A 24,431-nucleotide genomic window follows, 5' to 3' on the forward strand; every position below is an offset into this window, starting at 1 on the left:
ATATTAAATCTGCATACGAATGGTTCAATAGTTTCATGGGACTTGTACTTGGTCTACTTGGTGGTGTATTCATTCTTGGTTTTGTTTCTAAAAAAGCAAATAAACAAGGTGCTTATGCAGCGCTGATTGTATCAACCATCGTTATGGTATTTATTAAATACTTCCTTCCTCCAACAGCTGTTAGCTACTGGGCATATTCATTGATTTCAATTTCTGTATCAGTAGTGTCAGGTTATATTGTATCTGTTCTTACTGAAAATAAAGTATCTGCACCTAAATATACAACGATTCATGATATTTCAGAAATTAAAGCGGATTCAAGTTGGGAAGTTCGTCACTAATAGAAAAGAGAAAATAATATGATTATTTCTGAACAATCTGATTTTAGACGATATGCTTCTGTCAATAAACATTTTTCAAAAGTCTGTGATTTTTTAGAAAATACAAATTTGACAGATTTAGTTGATGGAAAAATTGATATTGACGGGGAAAATGTTTTTGCAAATTGTATGACTTATCTAGCTGATGGAGTTCCAGGAGATATTTTTGAAACTCATAAGAAATATTTAGATATTCATATTGTTGTTGAAAATACAGAAAAAATGGCAGTAACTTCCCCAGTTCGTGCTCAGTCACGTGTACCTTTTAGCGAAGAGAAGGATATTGCTTTTTACGATAGCAAAGACTATCAAATTGTTGAATTGCTTCCAGGGAATATGTTGGTGACTTTTGAAGAAGATCTTCACCAACCAAAGATTCATTGCAATGATGAAACTGTTAAAAAACTTGTTATCAAAGTTTTAAATGAGGAAAAATAAAATGAAAAAAAATATTAAACAATATGTAACCTTAGGTACTGTAGTGGTATTATCAGCATTTGTTGCTAACTCAGTTTCAGCTCAGGAGACTGAAACTTCTGAAGTATCAACACCAGAGTTGGTGCAACCTGTTTCACCAACGACTTCGATTTCGGAAGTACAACATAAATCGGGTAACTCTTCGGAAGTTACTGTACAACCTCGAACAGTTGAAACTAGTGTTAAGGATCAATCTTCCACAGCGGATGCGATTTCGGGAGTACAACCTAAATCGGATAATTCTTCGGAAGTTACTGTACAACCTCGAACAGTCGAAACTACTGTTAAGGATCCATCTTCTACAGCGGAAGAAACTCCTGTCTTAGAAAAAAATAATGTTACTTTAACAGGGGGCGGAGAAAATGTTACTAATGAGTTAAAGGATAAACTTACTAGCGGTGACTTTACTGTAGTGATTAAGTACAATCAGTCTAGTGAGAAAGGTTTACAAGCTTTGTTTGGAATATCTAATTCTCAACCCGGTCAACAAAATAGTTATGTAGATGTGTTCCTTAGAGACAATGGTGAATTGGGAATGGAAGCGCGTGATACTTCTTCCAATAAAAATCACCTAGTATCCAGACCTGCTTCAGTTTGGGGTAAGTACAAACAAGAGGCTGTGACTAACACTGTTGCAGTAGTAGCAGATTCAGTCAAAAAAACATATTCTTTATATGCTAATGGTACAAAAGTAGTAGAAAAGAAAGTGGATAACTTCCTAAGCATCAAGGATATTAAAGGTATTGATTACTATATGCTTGGGGGAGTGAAACGTGCAGGAAAAACGGCGTTTGGTTTTAGCGGAACACTAGAAAATATCAAATTCTTTAATAGTGCATTGGATGAAGAAACTGTTAAAAAGATGACAACAAACGCTGTTACTGGACATTTAATTTATACGGCTAATGATACAACAGGTTCTAACTATTTCCGTATTCCAGTTCTGTATACTTTTAGCAATGGTCGGGTTTTTTCAAGCATTGACGCTCGTTACGGTGGAACTCATGATTTCTTGAATAAAATTAATATTGCTACAAGTTATAGTGATGATAATGGTAAGACATGGACTAAACCAAAATTAACATTGGCATTCGATGATTTTGCGCCAGTACCATTAGAATGGCCTCGTGATGTTGGTGGACGTGACTTACAAATCAGCGGTGGTGCAACCTATATTGACTCTGTTATTGTTGAAAAAAATAATAAACAAGTACTCATGTTTGCTGATGTTATGCCTGCTGGAGTAAGTTTTAGAGAAGCTACTAGAAAAGATTCAGGTTATAAACAAATTGATGGCAATTATTACCTTAAATTAAAGAAACAAGGTGATACTGATTATAATTATACTATTCGTGAGAATGGTACTGTATACGACGATCGTACCAACAGACCAACTGAATTTTCAGTAGATAAAAATTTCGGTATTAAGCAAAATGGTAATTATTTGACGGTAGAGCAATATTCGGTTTCATTTGAAAATAATAAAAAGACTGAATATCGTAATGGGACTAAAGTCCATATGAATATCTTCTACAAAGATGCATTATTCAAAGTAGTGCCAACGAACTATATTGCATATATTTCTAGCAATGATCATGGCGAATCTTGGTCTGCACCAACTTTATTACCTCCTATAATGGGACTTAATCGGAATGCGCCTTATTTGGGTCCTGGACGTGGAATCATTGAAAGCTCAACTGGACGTATTCTTATTCCGTCTTACACTGGTAAAGAGTCTGCATTCATTTATAGTGACGATAACGGAGCGTCTTGGAAAGTTAAAGTTGTGCCACTTCCTTCTAGTTGGTCAGCAGAAGCACAATTTGTAGAATTGAGTCCAGGAGTAATTCAAGCATACATGCGTACAAATAATGGTAAAATTGCATATTTAACAAGTAAAGACGCAGGTACTACTTGGAGTGCGCCGGAATATTTGAATTTTGTTTCAAATCCAAGTTATGGAACACAATTATCAATCATCAATTATAGTCAATTGATTGATGGTAAAAAGGCTGTCATTTTAAGTACTCCAAACTCAACAAATGGTCGTAAACACGGACAAATTTCGATTGGTCTAATTAATGATGATAATACAATTGATTGGCGTTATCATCACGATGTTGATTATAGTAACTATGGATACTCATATTCAACATTGACAGAGTTACCAAATCATGAAATTGGATTGATGTTTGAAAAATTTGATTCATGGTCTCGTAATGAACTTCATATGAAAAATGTTGTACCATATGTAACATTTAAGATTGAAGATTTGAAAAAGAATTAAAGCTGAAATTTAAATATATTGAAAGAGGATAAAAATTATGGTAAATTACGGTATTGTTGGAGCTGGATATTTTGGAGCTGATTTGGCTCGCTCAATGAACAAAATTGAAGATGCAAAAGTGGTTGCGGTATTTGACCCAAATCATGGAGAAGAAGTTGCTCAAGAGTTGGGATCAGATGTTTGTGCAAGTTTAGATGAACTTGTAGCACGTGAAGATATTGATTGTGTGATCGTAGCTTCACCTAGCTACCTTCACCGTGAACCTGTTGTGAAAGCTGCTCAACATGGCAAACACGTATTTTGTGAAAAGCCAATTGCATTGTCTTATGAAGATTGTAAAGCCATGGTTGACGCATGTAAAGAAAATAATGTTATCTTTATGGCTGGTCACATCATGAACTTCTTTAATGGTGTACACCATGCTAAAGAATTGATTACTCAAGGTAAAATCGGTAAAGTTCTTTATTGCCATGCCGCTCGTACAGGTTGGGAAGAACAACAACCAACTGTATCATGGAAGAAACTTCGTTCTCAATCTGGAGGACATTTGTACCACCATATTCATGAATTAGATTGCATTCAGTTCATCATGGGAGGACTTCCTGAAAAAGCGACAATGGTAGGAGGTAATGTATATCATAAAGGTGAAAACTTTGGTGATGAAGATGATATGCTCATTGTAAACCTAGAATACTCTGATGATCGTTATGCTGTTTTGGAATATGGTAATGCTTTCCGTTGGGGTGAACACTACGTCTTGATTCAAGGAACTGAAGGAGCTATCAAACTTGACTTATTCAATACTGGAGGTACTCTTCGTGTTAAAGGTGAAGGAGAATCACACTTCTTAGTACATGAAACTCAAGAGGAAGATGATGACCGTACAGCTATCTATACCGGTCGTGGTATGGATGGAGCAATTGCGTACGGTAAACCAGGAGTACGTTGCCCATTATGGTTACAAACATGTATTGATAAAGAAATGGAATATCTACATGACATCATTAAAGGTGGAGAAATTACAGAAGAATATGAAAAACTTCTCAATGGTGTAGCTGCTTTAGAATCAATCGCTACCGCTGATGCATGTACTTTATCGGTTAAAGAAGATCGAAAAGTATGTCTTTCAGAAATCACAAATGCTTAACTATTGTAAAACAGAATAGTAAATTCTTGTCATTATATAATTTCTAAAGTTCTGTGATACAACTCATTGAATAAAGAAATAGAGATGGGACTGGGATAATGCCCAGTCCCATTTTTTATCAAAAAGTAATGAGATCAAAAATGTGGGAGTGATGAAATGAAGATTATAGGGATCGATATTGGCGGAACAACAATTAAGGCAGATTTATACGACGATTTTGGAACGAGTTTAAATCAGTTCAAAGAGATAGAAACAATTATTGACTATGATTTGGGAACGAACCAGATATTAAATCAGGTCTGTGATTTAATTGGTGAGTATATTTTAAATTATTCTATTGATGGTGTTGGGATTTCCACTGCTGGAGTTGTTAATTCTAATACAGGAGAAATCATCTATGCAGGCTATACAATACCAGGGTATATCGGAGTAAACTTTACTTCCGAAATAGAAAAACGTTTTGGGTTGTCTACTTTTGTTGAAAATGATGTTAATTGTGCTGCATTAGGTGAATTGTGGAAGGGACAAGCCAAAGATAAGAAAAATGTAGTAATGGTTACTATTGGAACAGGTATAGGAGGCAGTATTATTGTCAATGGACAAATTGTTAACGGATTTAACTATACTGCTGGTGAAGTAGGCTATATTCCTGTAGGTAATTCGGACTGGCAAAGCAAAGCCTCAACAACCGCATTGATTCATTTATATCAAAAGAAGAGCTTGAAAACTAATCAAACTGGACGTTCTTTCTTTACTGATTTAAGTTCTGGAGATAAAGTCGCTAAAGAAACTTTTGAAATTTTTGTAGAAAATCTAACAAAAGGTTTATTAACTATTTCTTATCTACTTAATCCAGAAATTCTCATATTAGGAGGTGGGATTCTGGCTAAAAAGGATATTTTGTTACCTGAAATTCAAAGTTCTTTAGCTAAAAATGCAATGGATAATAGGTTTTTACCTAAAAATGTTGTGGCAGCTACATTAGGAAATGAAGCTGGTCGTATAGGAGCTGTAAAAAATTTCTTAGATAGAATTTCTAATAAATAGTGTGAAAGATAAGGAGGTGTCACAATGACTAACTCTGTATTTTCGACAATGCAAGATATTGAGAATGTTGCAACCGATATTATAAAATCATATGATAATGAGATTTATACGTATAAAGCTGTCTCCCAAGAAGAATTGGAAAAACTAGAAAAAAGTTATGATGAAAAAAGTCACGAAGAATTAATTTCAATAGAAAGTAATTTAGAAATGCAACAACAGAACCTCATTGATGAGGTTAATAAAACAATCAAGGAAAATGATGCAAAGATTCAGTATATTTCATCAAGTAGGAGAGGAGAATTTGTAGAAAAAATTATTGATAGGGTGGTAGAAAAATATGGCTATTAGTCAGATGAAAAGAATTTCTCTACTATTTACTAAGAGTAGTCTTGATGATGTTTTAAAAACTATTCAAGAACTAGAGTCAGTGCAGTTCCGTGATTTAAAGGTTCAGGATAACTGGTCAGAAGCTCTAGAAAAAGATGAGGTTGTATTTCCAACTATTCAAATTTCTCATACTTCTAATTCCAATCATGGGGTTATTGAAGGAAATGATGCCTTGACTTATTTGATGAATAAACAACAACATTTGGAAGCAACTGTAGAGAAATTACAAGAATACCTACCGAAAGAAAACACGTTTAAGTTATTACAGCAACCTCCGATAACAACCTCTTATGAAGAATTAGAAAAATTTGGTAAAGCTAATGTTGCTGAAGATGTTCTTAAAAAAGTGAATCATCAAATAAACAGAGTTCATGAATTAGAAAGAAACATTCAAAGTAATAATGAGGAAATAGAGAGATTAATAAAGTGGGAAAAATTAGAAATTATTCCTGCGCATTTAGAACAATTTTCTTTCTGTAGAGGAAAAATCGGAACAATTCCAAGGACTGTAGATAATCGCTTATACAATAATTTTTTAGAAAACAATATTGAAGTTCAAGAAATATTTTCTAATGATAGAGAGTACGGTGTTGTTGTTTTCTATCAGTCCAGTTGCTCTATTGATTTTGATGAATACTTATTTGAACCATTTGATTATTCTAGAAAAGAATTACCGAAGCAGCGAGTAGTAGATTTGGATCAAGAAAACATGCAGTTAATAACTGAAAAAGAGAATATTATCGCATCGTTGCAAGATTCAAAGAAAAATTTGATAGATTTACAATGGCAAATTGACTATATTTTATCTATCTATGCTCGTCAAATCTCTAAGAATAACCTTTTGAGCACTCCGCATCTAGTTGCATTAGAAGGATGGATAGAAGAAACTCGTATTTTATATTTTATAAAAGTTATGGATGAGCGTTTTGGACATTCTATTTATATTTATGAATCGGAAACATTGTCGGATAATCAAGATGAAATACCTATCAAATTAACGAATCACTCTTTAATTGAACCATTTGAATTATTGACAGAAATGTATGCTCTGCCCAAATATTATGAGAAAGATCCTACACCTGTATTAGCACCATTTTACTTTACATTTTTTGGAATGATGGTTGCTGATTTAGGCTATGGTTTACTATTGTTTTTAGGAACAATGTTAGCATTAAAAATTTTTCATCTACCTTCAGTAACTAAGAGATTTTTAAAATTCTTTAATATATTAGGGGTAGCCGTTGCAATTTGGGGTGGAATCTATGGCTCATTTTTTGGATATGAGTTGCCATTTCATCTGATATCTACAACCTCGGATGTCATGACTATATTAGTAGTGTCAGTTGTGTTTGGATTTATTACAGTATTTGTAGGTTTGTTAGCTTCAGGACTACAAAAAGTAAGAATGAAGAAATATGCAGAAGCATATAATTCAGGATTTGCGTGGTGTGTTATTCTGCTTGGCTTGTTATTTATTGCTGTCGGAATGTTGATGCCTGATATTAGACCGTTATTTGTATTAGGGAAATGGGTATCTATTTTTAATGCTGTGGGGATTTTGATTGTTTCTATTATTCAAGCCAAAAGCTTGTCAGGTATTGGATCAGGATTGTTTAATCTATATAATATTTCATCTTATATAGGTGATTTAGTTAGTTTCACTCGATTGATGGCATTAGGATTATCTGGAGCAAGTATAGCATCAGCTTTCAATTTAATTGTTGGTTTGTTTCCGGGGACATTGGCTAAACTGACAATTGGATTAGTATTATTCATTCTTTTACATGCGATCAATATTTTTCTATCGTTACTATCAGGATATGTTCATGGAGCACGTCTGATATTTGTTGAATTTTTTGGTAAGTTTTATGAGGGTGGAGGAAAACCATTTCAACCTTTGAAGGCTTCTGAGAAATATATTAAGGTTATTACAAAGAATTAATGGAGGATATATATAATGGAACATTTAGCAACTTATTTTTCAACCTATGGAGGAGCTTTCTTCGCTGCATTGGGAATTGTGTTGGCGGTTGGATTAAGCGGTATGGGGTCTGCTTATGGAGTTGGTAAGGCTGGGCAATCTGCCGCAGCTTTACTGAAAGAACAGCCAGAAAAATTTGCTTCAGCTTTGATATTGCAACTACTGCCCGGAACACAAGGATTATATGGTTTTGTTATTGGAATTTTGATTTGGTTGCAATTAACTCCAGAACTTCCTTTGGAAAAAGGCGTTGCTTATTTCTTTGTAGCTCTTCCAATTGCTATTGTAGGATACTTTTCGGCTAAGCATCAAGGAAATGTAGCAGTAGCGGGAATGCAAATCTTGGCTAAAAGACCAAAAGAATTCATGAAGGGAGCAATTTTGGCTGCCATGGTAGAAACCTATGCAATTCTTGCCTTTGTCGTATCATTCATTTTGACCCTTCGTGTATAAGAAATTAATTTGCTATTCAAAGGAGGTGTCTAAATGAGCAATTTAGAAAACTTACGAGAGTCTGTTATTGAACAAGCTCATGAAAAAGGGCGTATGAAATTATTGGATTCCAAAAAGAAGATTGATGATGAATTTGAAATGCAAAAGTCGGTCATTGTAAAGAAAAAAGAAGCTGAACATGAACGAAAGTTAAAAGAATTACAACAGAAATATCAAATAATTTTTCAACAATTAAAAAATAAGGAACGCCAATCAACGTTAGTATCAAAACAGAAAATATTAAAAGAACTTTTTCAATCTGCTTTAAAAGAAATGGAATCTTGGAGTGCAGATAAAGAAATGGAGTTCATCTATCGAATTCTGGAACGATATTCACAACAAGAGGTCATAGTAACTTTTGGGGAGAGGACTTTAGCTAAATTCAATTTGGAACAATTAGAGAAATTGAAATTCTCTTTTCCAAATCATTTATTTAGTGAACAGCCTATCTCAAATGAATCAGGCTTACTTATTTCAATAGGTAAAATTGATGATAACTATTTGTATAAAACATTAATTGGATCGATTTCTAAGGAAGAAAGTTCAAGTATCGCAAATCAAATTTTTATCAATTAAGGATGAAATTGGTTAATCCTTCTTAGAAATTTGGAGTATTCCAATAAAATTAGAAAGGTATTTTATGGATACTAATCTTTTTTCAAAAATAAATACGACGATTTCGGTAAAAGAAAACGATTTTATTACAGAGGAAAAATTTCAAAAAATTATACAATCCAAAGATACGGAGACATTGGCATTTATCTTAGAAGCAACTCCCTATCATTTATCGATTGACGTTTTAGAAAATCCTAGTCAGACAGAGATTTCACTAATGACAAAATTAGTCAATGATTATAGATGGGCCTATGCTGAAAGTCCGTCTGATAAAATTGTGACTTTATTTGCTTTACGATATGTTTATCATAATATCAAAGTTTTATTAAAATCTAAAGCGACAATTAAGAAAGATTTTTCTAAATTATTAATTCCAATAGGGATTTTTGATATAGAAAGTTTAAAACATTTAGTTTCTTCCTTACATTCAGATACACTTCCTGATTTTATGGTTCATGAAGTAGAATCAATTTGGAATGAGTATGAAACTTTTAATAATATTCGTGTACTTGATGTCGGAGCTGATCTAGCATATTTTAAACATCTGAAACTTTTATCTAATGAGTTAGGTGGGGTGCTGTCTCAGGTTATTGTTGCAATGATTGACTTTTATAATATTATTACTGTAAAACGTGGTTTATCTCAAAATAAGAGTCATGGGGATATTTTACAATTACTTTCAGATGAAGGAAGTATTTCTGCTAAAGAATTTATATACATTGTAGAAAATCAAGAAATATTTGTGTGGTTCAATAAAATAAATCCAAGCTTAGATTCAATCTTTTCAACTTACGAATTGAAGATGCAGGACGCAACAATTTCATCTTCTGAGTTAGAATTTTTATGTGATTTACTATTGTATAAAACTTTAGATCAAGGAAGGTATAATGTAGATGGGCCGTTAGTTCTTGCTAGATATTTATTGGGATGTGAGTTTGAAGTAAAGAATCTTAGAATGATCATATCAGCTCTTCAAAATACAATTCCTTTTGAATCAATAAAAGAAAGGATACGCCCGCATTATGGAAGCTAATAAGTATAAAATTGGCATAATTGGTAACCATGATATTATTTTACCCTTTAGCATGATTGGGTTTGATATATTTCCTGCCTATCAAGAACAAGAAGCTATAAATACTCTAAGAAAATTAGCTCAATCTGATTATGGTGTCATTTATATCACTGAAGACATTGCTTCAATGATATTGGATACAATTCGCCATTATGATTCTCAAGTTGTGCCTGCTATTATTTTATTACCGACTCATAAACAAGGTTTAAATTTAGGATTAAAACGTATAGAGGATAATGTAGAGAAAGCAGTAGGACACAATATTTTATAATAATGTACAAAATTGTCTGTAATATTATTCTATAATTTTTGGACTTAGTAAGGAGAATAACTTTGACTCAAGGGAAGATTATAAAAGTATCGGGACCTCTAGTTATTGCATCAGGTATGCAGGAGGCTAATATTCAAGATATTTGCCGTGTAGGTAAGCTAGGGTTAATCGGTGAAATTATTGAAATGAGAAGAGATCAGGCATCTATCCAAGTCTATGAAGAAACATCTGGTCTTGGTCCGGGAGAACCTGTTGTTACAACTGGAGAACCTCTCTCGGTTGAATTAGGGCCAGGATTGATTTCTCAAATGTTTGATGGCATACAACGCCCATTAGATCGATTTAAATTGGCTACTCATAATGATTTTCTAGTTCGTGGGGTAGAAGTTCCAAGTTTGGATAGAGATATTAAGTGGCATTTTGATTCCACTATAGCAATTGGTCAAAAAGTGAGTACGGGCGATATTCTTGGAACTGTCAAGGAAACCGAGGTAGTTAATCATAAAATTATGGTTCCTTATGGAGTATCTGGAGAAGTCGTTTCTATTGCATCTGGCGATTTTACAATTGATGAAGTTGTATATGAAATAAAAAAATTGGACGGTAGTTTCTATAAAGGAACGCTTATGCAAAAATGGCCTGTCCGCAAGGCGCGTCCTGTTTCTAAACGTTTAATTCCAGAAGAACCATTAATCACAGGTCAACGAGTTATTGATACATTCTTTCCAGTAACCAAAGGGGGAGCTGCAGCAGTTCCTGGACCGTTTGGAGCAGGAAAGACAGTTGTACAACACCAAGTAGCTAAATTTGCCAATGTTGATATTGTTATTTATGTTGGTTGTGGAGAACGTGGAAATGAAATGACGGATGTACTGAATGAGTTTCCTGAGTTGATTGACCCTAATACCGGACAATCAATTATGCAACGGACAGTTCTGATTGCTAATACTTCAAATATGCCTGTTGCTGCTCGTGAGGCTTCAATTTATACAGGAATTACCATGGCTGAGTATTTTCGTGATATGGGCTACTCTGTAGCCATTATGGCTGATTCAACTTCACGTTGGGCAGAAGCGCTACGTGAAATGTCAGGACGTCTAGAAGAAATGCCTGGTGATGAGGGTTATCCTGCTTATCTGGGAAGTCGTATCGCTGAATATTATGAAAGAGCAGGACGTTCTCAGGTTCTAGGGCTTCCAGAACGTGAAGGAACGATTACTGCTATTGGAGCTGTATCGCCACCTGGTGGAGATATTTCAGAACCAGTTACTCAAAACACTTTACGGATTGTGAAAGTTTTTTGGGGGCTTGATGCTCCGTTGGCACAGCGACGTCATTTTCCTGCAATTAACTGGCTTACATCTTATTCACTATATAAAGACAGTGTGGGCACTTATATAGATGGTAAAGAGAAGACAGATTGGAATAGTAAAATAACTCGTGCGATGAACTACTTACAACGGGAATCTAGTTTAGAGGAAATTGTTCGTCTTGTTGGAATTGATTCTCTGTCTGATAATGAACGACTAACGATGGAAATTGCTAAACAAATTCGAGAAGATTATTTGCAACAGAACGCTTTTGATTCGGTAGATACATTCACTTCGTTTGCAAAACAAGAAGCAATGCTAAGTAATATCCTAACTTTTGCTGATCAGGCAAATCATGCTTTAGAGTTGGGTTCTTACTTTACAGAGATTATGGAAGGTACCGTGGCAGTTCGAGACCGTATGGCGAGAAGTAAATATGTTTCAGAAGATAGATTAGATGAAATCAAAATTATATCAAATGAGATTACACATCAAATTCATTTGATATTAGAAACAGGAGGTCTATAAATGAGTGTTATAAAAGAATACAGAACTGCTAGTGAAGTTGTTGGGCCTCTTATGATTGTTGAACAAGTAAATAATGTGTCTTACAATGAGTTAGTTGAAATTCAACTTCATAATGGAGAAATTCGTCGTGGACAAGTTTTAGAAATCCACGAAGATAAAGCAATGGTTCAGCTTTTTGAAGGATCTAGTGGAATAAATTTAGAAAAGTCTAAAATTCGTTTTGCTGGTCATGCATTAGAATTGGCTGTATCTGAGGATATGGTTGGTCGTATTTTTAATGGGATGGGAAAACCAATTGATGGTGGACCAGATTTAATTCCAGAGAAATATTTAGATATTGATGGTCAAGCTATTAATCCTGTATCTAGAGATTATCCAGATGAATTTATTCAGACAGGGATCTCCTCTATTGATCATTTGAATACTCTTGTACGTGGTCAAAAATTACCAGTATTTTCAGGTTCGGGCTTACCTCATAATGAATTAGCTGCTCAGATAGCAAGACAAGCGACTGTTTTAAATTCTGATGAAAATTTTGCGGTTGTATTTGCAGCAATGGGTATTACTTTTGAAGAAGCTGAGTTTTTTATGGAAGAACTCAGAAAAACAGGAGCAATCGATCGTTCGGTTTTATTTATGAACTTGGCAAATGATCCTGCAATTGAGCGTATTGCAACTCCCCGCATTGCTTTAACTGCAGCAGAGTATCTAGCTTTTGAAAAAGATATGCACGTTCTAGTTATCATGACGGATATGACTAACTATTGTGAAGCGTTACGTGAAGTCTCGGCAGCTCGCCGTGAAGTTCCAGGGAGACGAGGCTATCCAGGATATTTATATACAAATTTATCAACTCTATACGAAAGGGCTGGTCGCTTAGTTGGTAAAAAAGGTTCGGTAACACAGATTCCTATTTTAACAATGCCAGAAGATGACATAACACATCCAATTCCTGATTTAACTGGATACATTACTGAAGGGCAAATTATTTTGTCGCATGAGTTGTATAATCAAGGTTATCGTCCACCAATCAATGTTTTACCTTCTCTCTCTCGATTAAAAGATAAGGGATCTGGAGAAGGTAAAACTCGTGGAGATCATGCTCCAACTATGAATCAACTGTTTGCAGCCTATGCCCAAGGGAAAAAGGTTGAAGAGTTAGCAGTAGTATTAGGAGAATCGGCTTTATCTGATGTGGATAAATTGTATGTGAGGTTTACAAAGCGTTTTGAAGAAGAGTACATAAACCAAGGATTTTATAAAAATCGAAATATAGAAGATACGTTGAATCTTGGGTGGGAATTACTATCAATTCTTCCTAGAACAGAGTTAAAACGTATCAAAGATGATTTGCTTGATAAATACTTACCTTTGGTAGAAGTTTAATCCGGAAATGGAGTGATTATCTATGGTACGTTTGAATGTAAAACCAACTCGTATGGAATTGAATAACTTAAAGGAACGTTTGAAAACAGCTGAACGTGGACATAAGTTATTAAAGGATAAAAGAGATGAATTGATGAGGCGATTTATTTCTTTGATTCGTGAGAATAATCAACTTCGGAAAGAGGTAGAAAGTTATCTAATTGATAATCTAAAATCCTTTGCAGTTGCTAAATCATTAAAGAATTCTCAAATGGTGGAGGAATTATTTTCAATTCCATCGAAAGAAATTGAATTATTTGTTGAGAAAGAAAATATCATGAGTGTAACAGTTCCTAGAATGCATATGAATATTACTTCTCAAAATGAGAACAGTGAATACAGCTATTTATCTTCTAATAGTGAAATGGATGATGTATTTGCTACAATGAATAGTTTAATTGATAAATTACTAAGACTGGCAGAAGTTGAAAAAACGTGTCAGTTAATGGCTGATGAAATAGAAAAAACACGTAGACGTGTAAATGGTTTAGAATACTCGATTATTCCAAACTTGTCGGAAACTATTCATTATATAGAATTGAAACTAGAGGAGGCAGAAAGAGCCAATTTAGTTCGTATTATGAAAGTGAAATAGATCCTTTATTTAGATTATTAATTAGATGAACAAATATCAGCTTGGATAAGGCTTTAAGCCTTTCTAAGCTTTTTTTATTGACAGTATCAGGATATCTTTTTCAAAATTATGGTTTGTTAGATAATGAAAATGTTTCTACTAATCTAGATTTAGGATTAGTAAATCGTAAATGTAATTATATAGAAAAAGATAAGTTAAAAAAAGATGTATTAGCAAGAGTTGGTCTAACTCATATTCATCTTGAACAAAAGCATTTTGAATTGTCTGGCGGTGAAGCACAACGTGTTGCTTTAGCGAAAATCATTCTTAAAAACCCACCATTAATACTCGCGGATGAGCTGACTGCATCACTTGTTTTGATAACTTCACAAGGAATTATGAAATTATTATTAGATCTGAAAAATGAAAATCGTCTAATCATCATTGCAACTCATAATCCCGATATTTGGAATCAAGCAGATGAAGTTATAAATTTAAATCCATTATAGTTACAGTCAATATATATCTTCTATATTTTAAAGTTATTTTATCTGAATCCGTAAAAGTAGTTCAATCTTGTACTGCTTTTTTCTTTTACGACTTACGCTGTTTGGTTTTATGAGCAAGCCCTTAAAGTGAACTAATAACAAATCATTAGAAGTCATAGTGATGAAATTTCTGTAACGGAAGTAGAGCGAATTGCTGAACCATTAAATAAGTATCTCTCGAAGTAGAAGCGTATATTTTGACTTTTAGTTTGATAGAATGGTAGTTTGAAAATGTAAATGATAGCTACTGTTCATAAAACATAGAAGGTACGTACGGTGTTGTGAGAGGAGCTAGAAATTAGAACTTACCTTATTATTCCAACAACCTCAAAAATGTGATAAAAATTTCAACTACTCTTATCTATAATAAAGCTACCTGTTCTTTGAAAATTGAATCCACTCCGTCTTGATTAGCGTGCCTGTGTAAGTAGGGACTGAGAGTACTTCCCTGTGAAGGGCAACTGGCACAAGACGTGTGTGAGAATTTTCTAACAGACACGGAGTTTATCGTTACCAGACTTAAACGATGCGACAAACTAGATAAAGGAGTTAAACATGAAGGTAGTAAACTTGTATGATTTGAAACAAATGGGAAATAAAGGTGGTTGTACCATCCAATTGAGTCATCACTTTCCTTTTGGTATGGGCTTAGGACATCTCAAAAAAGACTACATTGAATTTAAACGTGTTGGTATCGTTGATGGGAAAGCAGTAGAAGTTACTCTTCGAGAACCTTATTCGAGAGATCTACTGCAGGTTGTTAAGTCGATTAAGCAACGTCAGAAATTGATAGCTTATCGTTATAAAGAAGGAAAGCTGCTATTTGTGAAGAAGGAGGCGTCAGATGTCCTCTGAACAACAGGAACGAATGGCAGTTCAATATGCTGAGCGTAGTCTTTTATTTACTGTAAAAAGTCTTTTAAAGATTCTAGAATGGTCTAGACGTCAGGCTTTAGCACAGGATTCCGCTTATAAGATAGGGGTGCAGAAATTAGAAGAATTGCTACAATCTCCCTATTCGATTGATACGATTAATCTGAAAAAAGATTTTTTAGACAAACCAATTGATATAGAGAAATTTAAGTCTTTTTTAGAAAAAGAAGAGATTCCTTTAGCCATCGCTTGGCAAGGGGATTCTCTGCATTTCTACACGAAAGACCGTTCGATTCTAGACAATCATTTAGACCATCTGTTAGAAAAAATGGTTAATGTTCCGGAGAAATTAGCTGATTTTACCATGGATAAGTCATTAGACGATGCAATTGATGAGGCTAAATCTCAAATTACCTTAAGACAAGAAGGAGCCGTCAAACAGAAAGAGATGGTGAGATGATGTACAGTGGAAAGAAATTCCTACTATTCTCACTGTTAGGTATCTTCCTAGGCTATCTTTTTCATCGTTTGACGCTTTTGTATGATTCCTATACTGGAAATAGCTTAGATAAATGGACTCATCTTCTGATGGAAGGTCAAGATGAAGTTCTTCAGTCGCCATGGAATGTTTCCTTTACTGGAAAATCAAGTGCTTTTTTTCTACTAGGCTTTGTGATGATGTTGCTGGTTTATCTCTATCTAGAGACTGGTAAAAAACAATACCGAGAAGGGGTAGAATACGGGAGCGCCCGTTTTGGAACTCTAAAAGAAAAGAAGCTCTTTTACGGTAAGGAATTTTTACATGATACGATCTTAGCACAAGATGTTCGTTTGACATTATTAGATAAAAAACCACCCCAATATGATAGAAATAAGAATATTGCAGTGATCGGAGGTTCAGGAAGTGGGAAGACATTTCGCTTTGTGAAACCCAATCTAATTCAGATGAATAGTTCTAATATTGTAGTGGATCCTAAAGATCACTTGGCCGAGAAAACAGGAAAACTCTTTTTAGAACATGGCTACCAAGTAAAGGTGTTAGATTTAGTCAATATGAAGAACTCAGATGGCTTCAATCCTTTTCGCTATATAGAGACAGAAAATGATTTGAATCGCATGCTGACGGTTTATTTCAATAACACCAAAGGCTCTGGCTCTCGTAGTGATCCATTTTGGGATGAAGCTTCTATGACTTTGGTCCGAGCTTTAGCCTCCTACTTGGTCGATTTCTATAATCCACCCAAAACAAGAGAACAGCTCATAGAAGAAAGTCGTTTAAGTCAAAAAGAATACAAAAACTTGTTGAAACGTCAAAAAAAAGAAGTGGAAGAGCGAAAAAAACGAGGGCGTTATCCAAGTTTTGCTGAAATCTCAAAACTCATTAAACACTTATCCAAGGGTGAAAACCAAGAAAAAAGTGTCTTAGAAATTCTATTTGAAAATTATGCTAAAAAGTATGGGACTGAAAATTTTACCATGCGAAATTGGGCAGATTTTCAAAATTATAAGGATAAGACTCTGGATTCTGTTATAGCTGTAACCACTGCTAAATTTGCCCTCTTCAATATTCAAAGTGTCATGGATTTGACCAAAAGAGATACCCTTGATATGAAGACATGGGGCCAGGAAAAATCAATGGTTTACTTAGTTATCCCAGATAACGATAGTACCTTTCACTTTCTTTCAGCCCTCTTTTTTTCAACCGTATTTCAAACCCTAACAAGACAAGCAGATATTGATTTTAAGGGTCAATTGCCTCTTCATGTGAGAGTCTATTTAGATGAGTTCGCAAATATCGGAGAAATTCCAGATTTTGCTGAACAAACCTCAACAGTTCGTTCTCGTAATATGAGTCTCGTTCCCATTCTTCAAAATATTGCCCAACTTCAAGGGCTCTATAAAGAAAAAGAAGCTTGGAAAACCATTCTTGGGAACTGTGATAGCTTAGTCTACTTAGGCGGTAATGATGAAGATACCTTTAAATTTATGAGTGGCTTACTCGGTAAACAAACCATTGATGTTCGAAATACGAGTCGTTCCTTTGGCCAGACAGGTTCAGGATCCCTTTCTCATCAAAAGATTGCTCGTGATTTAATGACACCTGATGAAGTCGGAAATATGAAACGGCATGAATGCCTGGTTCGAATTGCCAATATGCCTGTCTTTAAAAGCAAAAAATACAATTCAACCAAGCATCCAAACTGGAAGTACCTAGCCAATCAAGAAACCGATGAACGGTGGTGGAACTATCAAATCAATCCTTTGAATCAAAGACAAGAAAATCATCTTGAAGGCCTTAGAATTCGTGATTTAACATTTGAATCTAGTTTAAAATAAAAATAGAAAAGAGGAAATAGATGATTACGCATTTTAAAGGTTTTGTTTATGGAGTAGACGCAAGTGCTATGTTTGCACAAGCTATGTCTTTGTTACAGAAGGGATTGATTGCGGTTGGTGCCTTTCTCGTTGTTGTGGGGATTGTCAATCTTGCAACCAACATTAAAGATGGTGGACCAGGTGTTCGGAATGCCATTCTGGAAATAGTCGGTGGTGTTATGGTAGGGGCTGCTGGAGCCTTTGTAACTCAAATTTCAATTTAGGAGGATAAACAATGATATGAATCTTAGTTTAGTCTCACCCTTTGTTTACCTTGCATCTGAAAAAATATCAGCTGAAAATTTATTTGAAGGATTTAATGTAGATTTACAATCTACGGTAGATCTGATTAAATCTCTATCTAGCTATAATCCAACCGTTTGGACTTACATGTCTAGTATTACTAAAAGTGTCATGCAGCCTCTTGGAGTTGCGATTTTATCAGTTGTTCTTATCTTAGAATTTTCGAAGATGGCAAAGAAAATTGCTAACTCAGGAGGAGCGATGACCTTTGAAGCATTAGCGCCGATGTTGATTAGTTATATTATGGTCGCAGTGGTAATTACCAACACTACCGTGATTGTAGAAGCCATCATCGGGATTGCGAGTCACGCCATTGAACAAGTGGCCTCGATTGTGGCTCACGGTGGGGCAAAGTATGATACCATCTCTGGATTAAAAGGTTCAGGATTTATTGGCCGGATGATTGTGGGATTTTTCGCCCTCCTCATTTGGCTAGTTCGGATAGTAAGTGCAGCCATGGTTAATCTTTTGGTATCTATTCGATTTATTCAACTCTACCTTATGATTCCATTTGCCCCTCTTACGATTCCAACATTTTTAAGTGATGAGTGGAAGTCTATTGGTATTGGCTATTTAAAAAATATTATGGTCTATGCGGTACAAGGGGTTCTTATTTTTCTGATTGTTTCTCTTGTTCCTTTGTTTGAATCTGCTGGGAAAATAGCTGTTTCAAATGGTGCAGGAGTCTTGCAATCTCTTGCGATTATGTTTGGTAGTTTAATACAAGCTATCTTACTGATTATTGCCCTCGTTGGTTCTCAACGTACGGCTCGCTCAATCTTAGGTATGTAATTAGATAAAGGCTAGGAAGTGATTGCTTCTTAGCCTTTTTAGAAAGGAAAGTCATGAATACACGTGTCTTTAAAGACATCTCAAAATACCAACACAGGGCTTGGTTAGGTTTCACCACAAGACAAATCATTTTTGTTTTACCAGCCTTTATTGTCACAATTATTGTTTTGGGCTTGAATCTCTTTTTCTGGCAATTTGGAGATTGGTTTGTTTACGGTTTTGTGTTTGCCTTTACCATTCCCCTCATGCTTTTTGGAGTCTATAAACCCAATGATTTATATTTTGAACATTATTTGAAATACCGTCTTCATTTTGAATTAACGGTTCCCCTACGCACAATTACAGGAAAGAAAGGACCTGAACATGAAAAGAAAATCAAATACATTAAAGAAACAAAAAACTTCAATGACTAATAAAAAGGAAGTAGTTAAAGGGAAAAAAGAGGAAGTGTTACCCTCTACGGCTAATACTCTTTCCTATCAAGCCCTGTATCAAAATGGTCTGATGCAGGTAAAAGAAGATTATTTCTCACAAAGCTATTTACTTGGAGATGTCAATTACCAGACCGTTGGTTTAGAAGATAAGGGGGCAATCATTGAGAAGTATTCTGATTTGATTAACTCCTTAGACGACCAAACCAACTTCCAATTGACTATCTTTAACAAAAGATTGAATTTAGAAAAATTCAGACAAAGTGTTTTGTATGAGGAAAAAGAAGATGGGTATGATACCTATCGTAAAGAATTGAATCGGATGATGAATCAGAATTTAGACAGTGGCGAAAATAACTTTTCGGCTGTTAAACTGATTAGCTTTGGTAGAAAGGATTCTAATCCCAAACAAGCCTATCGTTCCTTGTCCCAAATAGGAGAATATTTCAAGAGTGGTTTCTCAGAAATTGATGCTCGATTTGAATCCTTGGCTGGAGAAGACCGTGTCAACTTGTTGGCCGATATGCTTAGAGGAGAACACCATCTTCCTTTTTCTTACCGTGATTTAACCAGATCTGGTCAGACAACTCGTCACTTCATAGCACCTAATCTCTTGGATTTTAAAAACAAGAATTACCTACAAATCAATGACCGCTTATTACAGATTGTCTATGTAAGAGACTACGGCATGGAATTAGGGGATCAGTTTATCCGAGACCTCATGCAAGGAGATTTGGAATTGATTGTGAGCCTCCATGCACAAAGTTCAACCAAGGCAGATGCCATGAAGAAACTACGAACAAAGAAGACCTTGATGGAATCACAAAAGATTGGGGAACAACAAAAACTAGCTCGTACAGGTATCTATTTGGAAAAAGTAGGTCATGTATTAGAAAGCAATATCGATGAAGCTGAGGAACTCTTAAAAACCATGACAGAGACAGGAGATAAACTATTTCAAACAGTCTTTTTGATTGGTGTTTTTGGTCAGGATGAAGAAGAACTCAAACAAGCCCTAGACACGATCCAACAAGTGGCCGGCTCAAATGACCTAATAATTGATAAACTTCCCTATATGCAAGAAGCAGCCTTTAATAGTTTGCTGCCATTTGGTTGTGATTTTTTAGAGGGAGTATCACGGAGTTTATTAACATCTAATGTAGCAGTGAACTCTCCTTGGACTTCAGTAGACTTACAAGACCGTAGTGGGAAATATTACGGTATCAATCAAATCTCAAGCAATATTATTACCATTGATCGTAGCCTATTAAATACACCGTCTGGTCTGATTCTAGGAACATCAGGAGCTGGGAAAGGGATGGCAACCAAGCATGAAATTATCACGACCAAAATCAAGGAATCTGGTGAAAATACTGAAATTATCATTGTGGATCCAGAAGCAGAGTACAGTGTCATTGGACGGGCTTTTGGTGGAGAAATGATTGATATTGCGCCAGATTCCCAAACCTATCTCAATGTCCTTGACTTGTCTGAGGAAAATATGGATGAAGATCCTGTAAAGGTAAAATCAGAATTTCTTTTATCCTTTATCGGCAAGTTATTGGATAGGAAAATGGATGGGAGAGAAAAATCGATTATCGACCGAGTTACCAGACTCACCTATCAGTCATTTAAAGAGCCTTCTTTGGAAGAATGGGTTTTTGTCTTGAGTCAACAGCCAGAAGAAGAAGCGCAGAATTTGGCACTTGATATGGAACTGTATGTCGAAGGTTCTCTTGATATTTTTTCTCATAAGACCAATATTCAGACAGGATCTAACTTCTTAATCTATAATGTTAAAAAGTTAGGAGATGAGCTGAAACAAATCGCCCTTATGGTTGTTTTTGATCAGATATGGAATCGTGTCGTTCGGAACCAAAAATTAGGGAAGAAGACCTGGATTTATTTTGATGAAATGCAGCTTCTTTTATTAGATAAATATGCCAGTGATTTCTTCTTTAAATTGTGGAGTCGTGTCAGAAAATATGGAGCCAGTCCGACTGGAATAACTCAAAACGTCGAAACCTTATTGTTAGATCCAAATGGTAGACGGATTATTGCAAATAGTGAATTTATGATTCTCCTCAAGCAAGCAAAAAATGATAGAGAAGAACTGGTTCAACTCTTAGGCTTGTCAAAAGAACTTGAAAAATACCTTGTCAATCCAGAAAAAGGGGCAGGACTGATAAAAGCTGGTTCAGTTGTTGTTCCCTTTAAAAATAAGATTCCTCAAGGTACTCAATTGTTTGATATCATGAGTACAGATCCTGATAAAATGGCTTCTAATTAAGGGGAAGGTAAATGAAGGATAAAAGAGAAATCATACGTGCCCGAAAGGCATTTAGAAGAAGTCTAAAAGATGAGAAGAAATTCTTGAAACAAGGAAAGAAGGAGGTGAGGAAACAGAAAAAAGATTCCGCTGGACTGGATGAAAAAGCATGGAAAAAAGAGATAAAAGAAAAGCTAGAGGAGATGAGAGAAGCTTCAAAGGAGAGAGTAAGACAAGCAAATGAAGACTACAATCATATTCTTCAAAATAGTCCTCCATCTCTTTTGAATCGGAAAGAATTAAGAGACAGACGGTTGCCTCATGCTAGGAAACGATTGAAAATAGCCAAGAAGCAATTTAGAGAAGCCAAGGTAGAAGCAAAAGAAGAAAGAAAAGAGAGTCGTAAAGAAAGAAAAACCAAACAAAAATTTCTTTACGGTCAGGAATCGAAACATAAATCTAATTTTTTCTTTCAAGGGAAGAGTTTAGAAGAATTAAAAGCTAAGAAAGAAGTCAAGGCCGCAAAAGAGAATCTAAAATCTACTAAACAAGCCTATAAGTCCAAAAAAGTCAGTAGGAAAGCCAAAACTTTTCTTTATGTCCTTGGACGTGAAGGTGGAGAGTTAGCTTCAGAAAATGAAGATTTAGAAGCTTATCGCACTCTACAAGAGACCATTAGAAAAGGGAAACGCTACAGTCGGATTTCTTATAACCTTGGAAAAGCTAGTGTCAAAACAGGACAAGCAACAGGTCGTTTTACCAAGAAAAGACTGACCAACACAAAAGAGCGATACCATCATTTTAAGGATGGAAAAGGATGGAAACTAGCGAAAGATAATCCAAGTTCCTTTAAAAATCGGTTTCGAAAATTAAAGAAACAAGGTCTTACAAGTGTCCGAAATATCTATCAAAAACTAAAAGCAGCCTTTTCCTTCTTTACATTTGCGGCTGGAAATCCTGTAACCTGGATAGTTGGAGGAATAGTCTTTCTTCTTTTACTTATAATGAGCTTCTTTTTAGGATTTTCATCAGCTAGTTTGATTCAACAAGATGAATTTGAATTAACAAAAGCTTATACCCACCTAACTTGGGAAGATGCAGAACATACTCGCACAAATGACAAAGGCATTACCTATTACACAAAAGTTGATGATGTGATGGGGTATATGAACTTTAAATTCCATGACTATGAGTTAAACAAACCAGTTCACTTATTTAGTTCCGAAACTTACAAGGATTATCTGTCTACTTTGTGGCATGATTTAAACGATGGGGATGATTTGAAATCCATGCAAGACCTTTATGAAACTCCTAAGTATAAACTATCGAAAGACGATCAAGAGGAAATGAAGGAACTAAAAGAAGAAGGTGTGTATGCTTCCATGCAGGAATTGGACAATCCATTTGAGGGGAAAAGCAACGAAGATAGTCTAACCATGATTTATCGTTATGGATACTATGATTTAGACGGAAAACCTACTCTTCAGGAGTACATTCTACTAGAAGCGAAGGCTCACCAAACGATTGTCGCACCAATGGATGGGGTCGTATCACTAGATGGTGACAATATAATTCTCACTAACGGAAAAGGAGAGAATGAGAGTCGATTGACCTTGTATTCTATTCATAATGGCCGTGCGATTGAGGGTACAAGAGTTCTAACGGGTGATATTATTGGTGAAACATCAGACGATACAGGTTTGAAAGTTTCCTATCAAAAGTATAAGAACAAGAAAGAAAAATTGGTGTATGTCAATCCGCAATTTTATTTTCCCAAAGTCATTCAACTTCAGACAACTATCTTACCTGCCATTGGTCAGTTTGGTGGAGATGAGTTTGAACGAGCAAAACATATTTATGAGTTTTTGAAATCTCAAGGGGCAAGTCCCCAAGCCATTGCGGCTATTTTAGGAAATTGGTCGGTAGAGTCTTCTATCAATCCTAAACGAGCTGAAGGGGATTATTTATCTCCTCCAGTTGGCGCTACCGATTCCTCATGGGATGATGAAAGCTGGTTAGAGATAGGAGGGGCAGCCATTTATAGTGGTGCTTATCCTAATATCCTTCATAGAGGTTTGGGGTTAGGTCAATGGACGGATACTGCAGATGGTTCAACACGTCATACAGCTTTATTGAATTATGCATACGCTAAAAATAAGAAATGGTATGATTTAGACCTACAACTTGACTTTATGCTTCATGGAGATAGTCCTTACTATCAAAGTTGGTTAAAGGATTTCTTTAAAAATACGGGTAGTGCAGCCAATCTGGCCCAACTCTTCCTTACCTATTGGGAGGGAAATTCTGGTGACAAACTACTGGAAAGACAAACCAGAGCAACGGAATGGTATTACCAAATTGAAAAAGGCTTTAGCCAAACAAACGGAGGACAGGCAAAAAGTGATCCACAATCCCTTGAAGGGGTTCGTGGGGACTTGTATGATCATTCTGTTCCTGGTGGTGGAGATGGTATGGCTTATGCCTATGGACAATGTACATGGGGTGTTGCGGCTCGTATGAACCAGTTAGGATTAAAGCTAAAAGGTAGAAATGGAGAAAAGATTTCAATCATTAATACCATGGGAAATGGTCAGGACTGGGTTGCGACAGCTTCAAGTCTTGGTGGAGAAACGGGTTCCACACCAAAAGCAGGTGCTATTGTTTCTTTTGTAGGAGGTACACATGGGACACCAGCAGACTATGGTCATGTGGCTTTTGTCGAGAAAGTATATGATGATGGTTCTTTCCTTGTGTCTGAGACAAACTATGGGGGTAATCCTAACTATACCTTTAGAAAAATCTCTCAAGCAGATAGTGCCATCAGTTTTGCTTATACGGTGAAATAA

The 24,431-nt window shown here is 35.4% G+C and carries 21 protein-coding genes and 2 pseudogenes; all 23 read left to right on the forward strand.

What is annotated here, in order from left to right; all coding sequences use genetic code 11:
- Positions 1-341, forward strand: a pseudogene (locus SINDD18_RS11370) (sodium:solute symporter); the annotation flags it as partial.
- Positions 342-359: 18 nt separating this feature from the next.
- A complete protein-coding gene (locus SINDD18_RS05285) occupies positions 360-818 on the forward strand; it encodes a YhcH/YjgK/YiaL family protein (protein WP_000587140.1) in 459 nt (152 codons plus the stop codon).
- Position 819: 1 nt separating this feature from the next.
- Entirely contained in the window at positions 820-3,144 is a 2,325-nt protein-coding gene (locus SINDD18_RS05290) for a sialidase family protein (RefSeq protein ID WP_061863357.1), read from the forward strand.
- A gap of 37 nt (positions 3,145-3,181) precedes the next feature.
- Positions 3,182-4,291 (forward strand): Gfo/Idh/MocA family protein, encoded by a 1,110-nt coding sequence (locus SINDD18_RS05295; RefSeq protein ID WP_061863358.1) that lies wholly within the window; start codon positions 3,182-3,184, stop codon positions 4,289-4,291.
- A gap of 156 nt (positions 4,292-4,447) precedes the next feature.
- The gene (locus SINDD18_RS05300; RefSeq protein WP_061863359.1) at positions 4,448-5,338 is read left to right on the forward strand and encodes an ROK family protein; all 891 of its coding nucleotides are present in this window, start codon (positions 4,448-4,450) and stop codon (positions 5,336-5,338) included.
- Positions 5,339-5,362: 24 nt separating this feature from the next.
- Entirely contained in the window at positions 5,363-5,686 is a 324-nt protein-coding gene (locus tag SINDD18_RS05305) for a hypothetical protein (protein ID WP_061863360.1), read from the forward strand.
- Positions 5,676-7,667 (forward strand): V-type ATP synthase subunit I, encoded by a 1,992-nt coding sequence (locus SINDD18_RS05310; RefSeq protein ID WP_061863361.1) that lies wholly within the window; start codon positions 5,676-5,678, stop codon positions 7,665-7,667. The genes SINDD18_RS05305 and SINDD18_RS05310 overlap by 11 nt, the downstream gene beginning before the upstream one ends.
- Positions 7,668-7,682: 15 nt before the next feature.
- Positions 7,683-8,159, forward strand: a complete 477-nt coding sequence (locus SINDD18_RS05315) for a V-type ATP synthase subunit K (protein WP_000400484.1) — start codon at positions 7,683-7,685, stop codon at positions 8,157-8,159.
- Between the two features lie 33 nt (positions 8,160-8,192).
- The gene (locus SINDD18_RS05320; protein ID WP_061863362.1) at positions 8,193-8,774 is read left to right on the forward strand and encodes a hypothetical protein; all 582 of its coding nucleotides are present in this window, start codon (positions 8,193-8,195) and stop codon (positions 8,772-8,774) included.
- Between the two features lie 64 nt (positions 8,775-8,838).
- Complete coding sequence (locus SINDD18_RS05325) at positions 8,839-9,846, forward strand: V-type ATPase subunit (RefSeq protein WP_061863363.1); 1,008 nt, start codon at positions 8,839-8,841, stop codon at positions 9,844-9,846.
- A complete protein-coding gene (locus tag SINDD18_RS05330) occupies positions 9,836-10,156 on the forward strand; it encodes a V-type ATP synthase subunit F (protein ID WP_061863364.1) in 321 nt (106 codons plus the stop codon). Before SINDD18_RS05325 ends, SINDD18_RS05330 begins: the two co-directional genes overlap by 11 nt.
- A gap of 62 nt (positions 10,157-10,218) precedes the next feature.
- Positions 10,219-11,994, forward strand: a complete 1,776-nt coding sequence (locus SINDD18_RS05335; protein ID WP_000191783.1) for a V-type ATP synthase subunit A — start codon at positions 10,219-10,221, stop codon at positions 11,992-11,994.
- Positions 11,995-13,380, forward strand: a complete 1,386-nt coding sequence (locus SINDD18_RS05340; RefSeq protein WP_000111248.1) for a V-type ATP synthase subunit B — start codon at positions 11,995-11,997, stop codon at positions 13,378-13,380. It begins immediately after the preceding gene.
- A gap of 22 nt (positions 13,381-13,402) precedes the next feature.
- A complete protein-coding gene (locus tag SINDD18_RS05345) occupies positions 13,403-14,014 on the forward strand; it encodes a V-type ATP synthase subunit D (protein WP_000251932.1) in 612 nt (203 codons plus the stop codon).
- An 89-nt stretch (positions 14,015-14,103) separates the two neighbouring features.
- Positions 14,104-14,502: pseudogene (locus tag SINDD18_RS05350) on the forward strand (ATP-binding cassette domain-containing protein); the annotation flags it as partial.
- Positions 14,503-15,096: 594 nt separating this feature from the next.
- Positions 15,097-15,396, forward strand: a complete 300-nt coding sequence (locus SINDD18_RS05355; protein ID WP_061863366.1) for a hypothetical protein — start codon at positions 15,097-15,099, stop codon at positions 15,394-15,396.
- Positions 15,386-15,874: a hypothetical protein gene (locus SINDD18_RS05360; protein WP_061863367.1), complete on the forward strand. Its 489-nt coding sequence runs from the start codon at positions 15,386-15,388 to the stop codon at positions 15,872-15,874. The genes SINDD18_RS05355 and SINDD18_RS05360 overlap by 11 nt, the downstream gene beginning before the upstream one ends.
- Positions 15,874-17,751: a VirD4-like conjugal transfer protein, CD1115 family gene (locus SINDD18_RS05365; RefSeq protein ID WP_061863391.1), complete on the forward strand. Its 1,878-nt coding sequence runs from the start codon at positions 15,874-15,876 to the stop codon at positions 17,749-17,751. The genes SINDD18_RS05360 and SINDD18_RS05365 overlap by 1 nt, the downstream gene beginning before the upstream one ends.
- Before the next feature lie 20 nt (positions 17,752-17,771).
- Positions 17,772-18,014, forward strand: a complete 243-nt coding sequence (locus tag SINDD18_RS05370; protein ID WP_000627865.1) for a hypothetical protein — start codon at positions 17,772-17,774, stop codon at positions 18,012-18,014.
- A 16-nt stretch (positions 18,015-18,030) separates the two neighbouring features.
- On the forward strand, positions 18,031-18,885 hold the full coding sequence (locus SINDD18_RS05375; protein WP_001054256.1) for a conjugal transfer protein TrbL: 855 nt from the start codon (positions 18,031-18,033) through the stop codon (positions 18,883-18,885).
- Between the two features lie 53 nt (positions 18,886-18,938).
- Positions 18,939-19,298 carry a PrgI family protein gene (locus SINDD18_RS05380; protein ID WP_001097589.1) on the forward strand — a complete coding sequence of 120 codons (360 nt, stop codon included), beginning with the start codon at positions 18,939-18,941 and terminating at the stop codon, positions 19,296-19,298.
- Entirely contained in the window at positions 19,249-21,606 is a 2,358-nt protein-coding gene (locus SINDD18_RS05385; protein ID WP_193750833.1) for a VirB4-like conjugal transfer ATPase, CD1110 family, read from the forward strand. The genes SINDD18_RS05380 and SINDD18_RS05385 overlap by 50 nt, the downstream gene beginning before the upstream one ends.
- 11 nt (positions 21,607-21,617) lie before the next feature.
- A complete protein-coding gene (locus tag SINDD18_RS05390) occupies positions 21,618-24,431 on the forward strand; it encodes a phage tail tip lysozyme (RefSeq protein ID WP_061863368.1) in 2,814 nt (937 codons plus the stop codon).

Origin of the sequence: Streptococcus infantis, from assembly GCF_001579645.1 — a bacterium.
In the GTDB taxonomy this organism is placed as follows: domain Bacteria; phylum Bacillota; class Bacilli; order Lactobacillales; family Streptococcaceae; genus Streptococcus; species Streptococcus infantis_E.

Bases quoted from the DNA above. Each gene is read 5' to 3' on its own strand.
- SINDD18_RS05365 (WP_061863391.1), top strand. From the start codon at position 15,874: ATGTACAGTGGAAAGAAATTCCTACTATTCTCACTGTTAGGTATCTTC.
- SINDD18_RS05340 (WP_000111248.1), top strand. From the start codon at position 11,995: ATGAGTGTTATAAAAGAATACAGAACTGCTAGTGAAGTTGTTGGGCCT.
- SINDD18_RS05385 (WP_193750833.1), top strand. From the start codon at position 19,249: ATGAAAAGAAAATCAAATACATTAAAGAAACAAAAAACTTCAATGACT.
- SINDD18_RS05300 (WP_061863359.1), top strand. From the start codon at position 4,448: ATGAAGATTATAGGGATCGATATTGGCGGAACAACAATTAAGGCAGAT.
- SINDD18_RS05325 (WP_061863363.1), top strand. From the start codon at position 8,839: ATGGATACTAATCTTTTTTCAAAAATAAATACGACGATTTCGGTAAAA.
- SINDD18_RS05285 (WP_000587140.1), top strand. From the start codon at position 360: ATGATTATTTCTGAACAATCTGATTTTAGACGATATGCTTCTGTCAAT.
- SINDD18_RS05380 (WP_001097589.1), top strand. From the start codon at position 18,939: ATGAATACACGTGTCTTTAAAGACATCTCAAAATACCAACACAGGGCT.
- SINDD18_RS05295 (WP_061863358.1), top strand. From the start codon at position 3,182: ATGGTAAATTACGGTATTGTTGGAGCTGGATATTTTGGAGCTGATTTG.
- SINDD18_RS05305 (WP_061863360.1), top strand. From the start codon at position 5,363: ATGACTAACTCTGTATTTTCGACAATGCAAGATATTGAGAATGTTGCA.
- SINDD18_RS05360 (WP_061863367.1), top strand. From the start codon at position 15,386: ATGTCCTCTGAACAACAGGAACGAATGGCAGTTCAATATGCTGAGCGT.
- SINDD18_RS05310 (WP_061863361.1), top strand. From the start codon at position 5,676: ATGGCTATTAGTCAGATGAAAAGAATTTCTCTACTATTTACTAAGAGT.
- SINDD18_RS05345 (WP_000251932.1), top strand. From the start codon at position 13,403: ATGGTACGTTTGAATGTAAAACCAACTCGTATGGAATTGAATAACTTA.
- SINDD18_RS05330 (WP_061863364.1), top strand. From the start codon at position 9,836: ATGGAAGCTAATAAGTATAAAATTGGCATAATTGGTAACCATGATATT.
- SINDD18_RS05320 (WP_061863362.1), top strand. From the start codon at position 8,193: ATGAGCAATTTAGAAAACTTACGAGAGTCTGTTATTGAACAAGCTCAT.
- SINDD18_RS05375 (WP_001054256.1), top strand. From the start codon at position 18,031: ATGAATCTTAGTTTAGTCTCACCCTTTGTTTACCTTGCATCTGAAAAA.
- SINDD18_RS05370 (WP_000627865.1), top strand. From the start codon at position 17,772: ATGATTACGCATTTTAAAGGTTTTGTTTATGGAGTAGACGCAAGTGCT.
- SINDD18_RS05390 (WP_061863368.1), top strand. From the start codon at position 21,618: ATGAAGGATAAAAGAGAAATCATACGTGCCCGAAAGGCATTTAGAAGA.
- SINDD18_RS05355 (WP_061863366.1), top strand. From the start codon at position 15,097: ATGAAGGTAGTAAACTTGTATGATTTGAAACAAATGGGAAATAAAGGT.
- SINDD18_RS05290 (WP_061863357.1), top strand. From the start codon at position 820: ATGAAAAAAAATATTAAACAATATGTAACCTTAGGTACTGTAGTGGTA.
- SINDD18_RS05315 (WP_000400484.1), top strand. From the start codon at position 7,683: ATGGAACATTTAGCAACTTATTTTTCAACCTATGGAGGAGCTTTCTTC.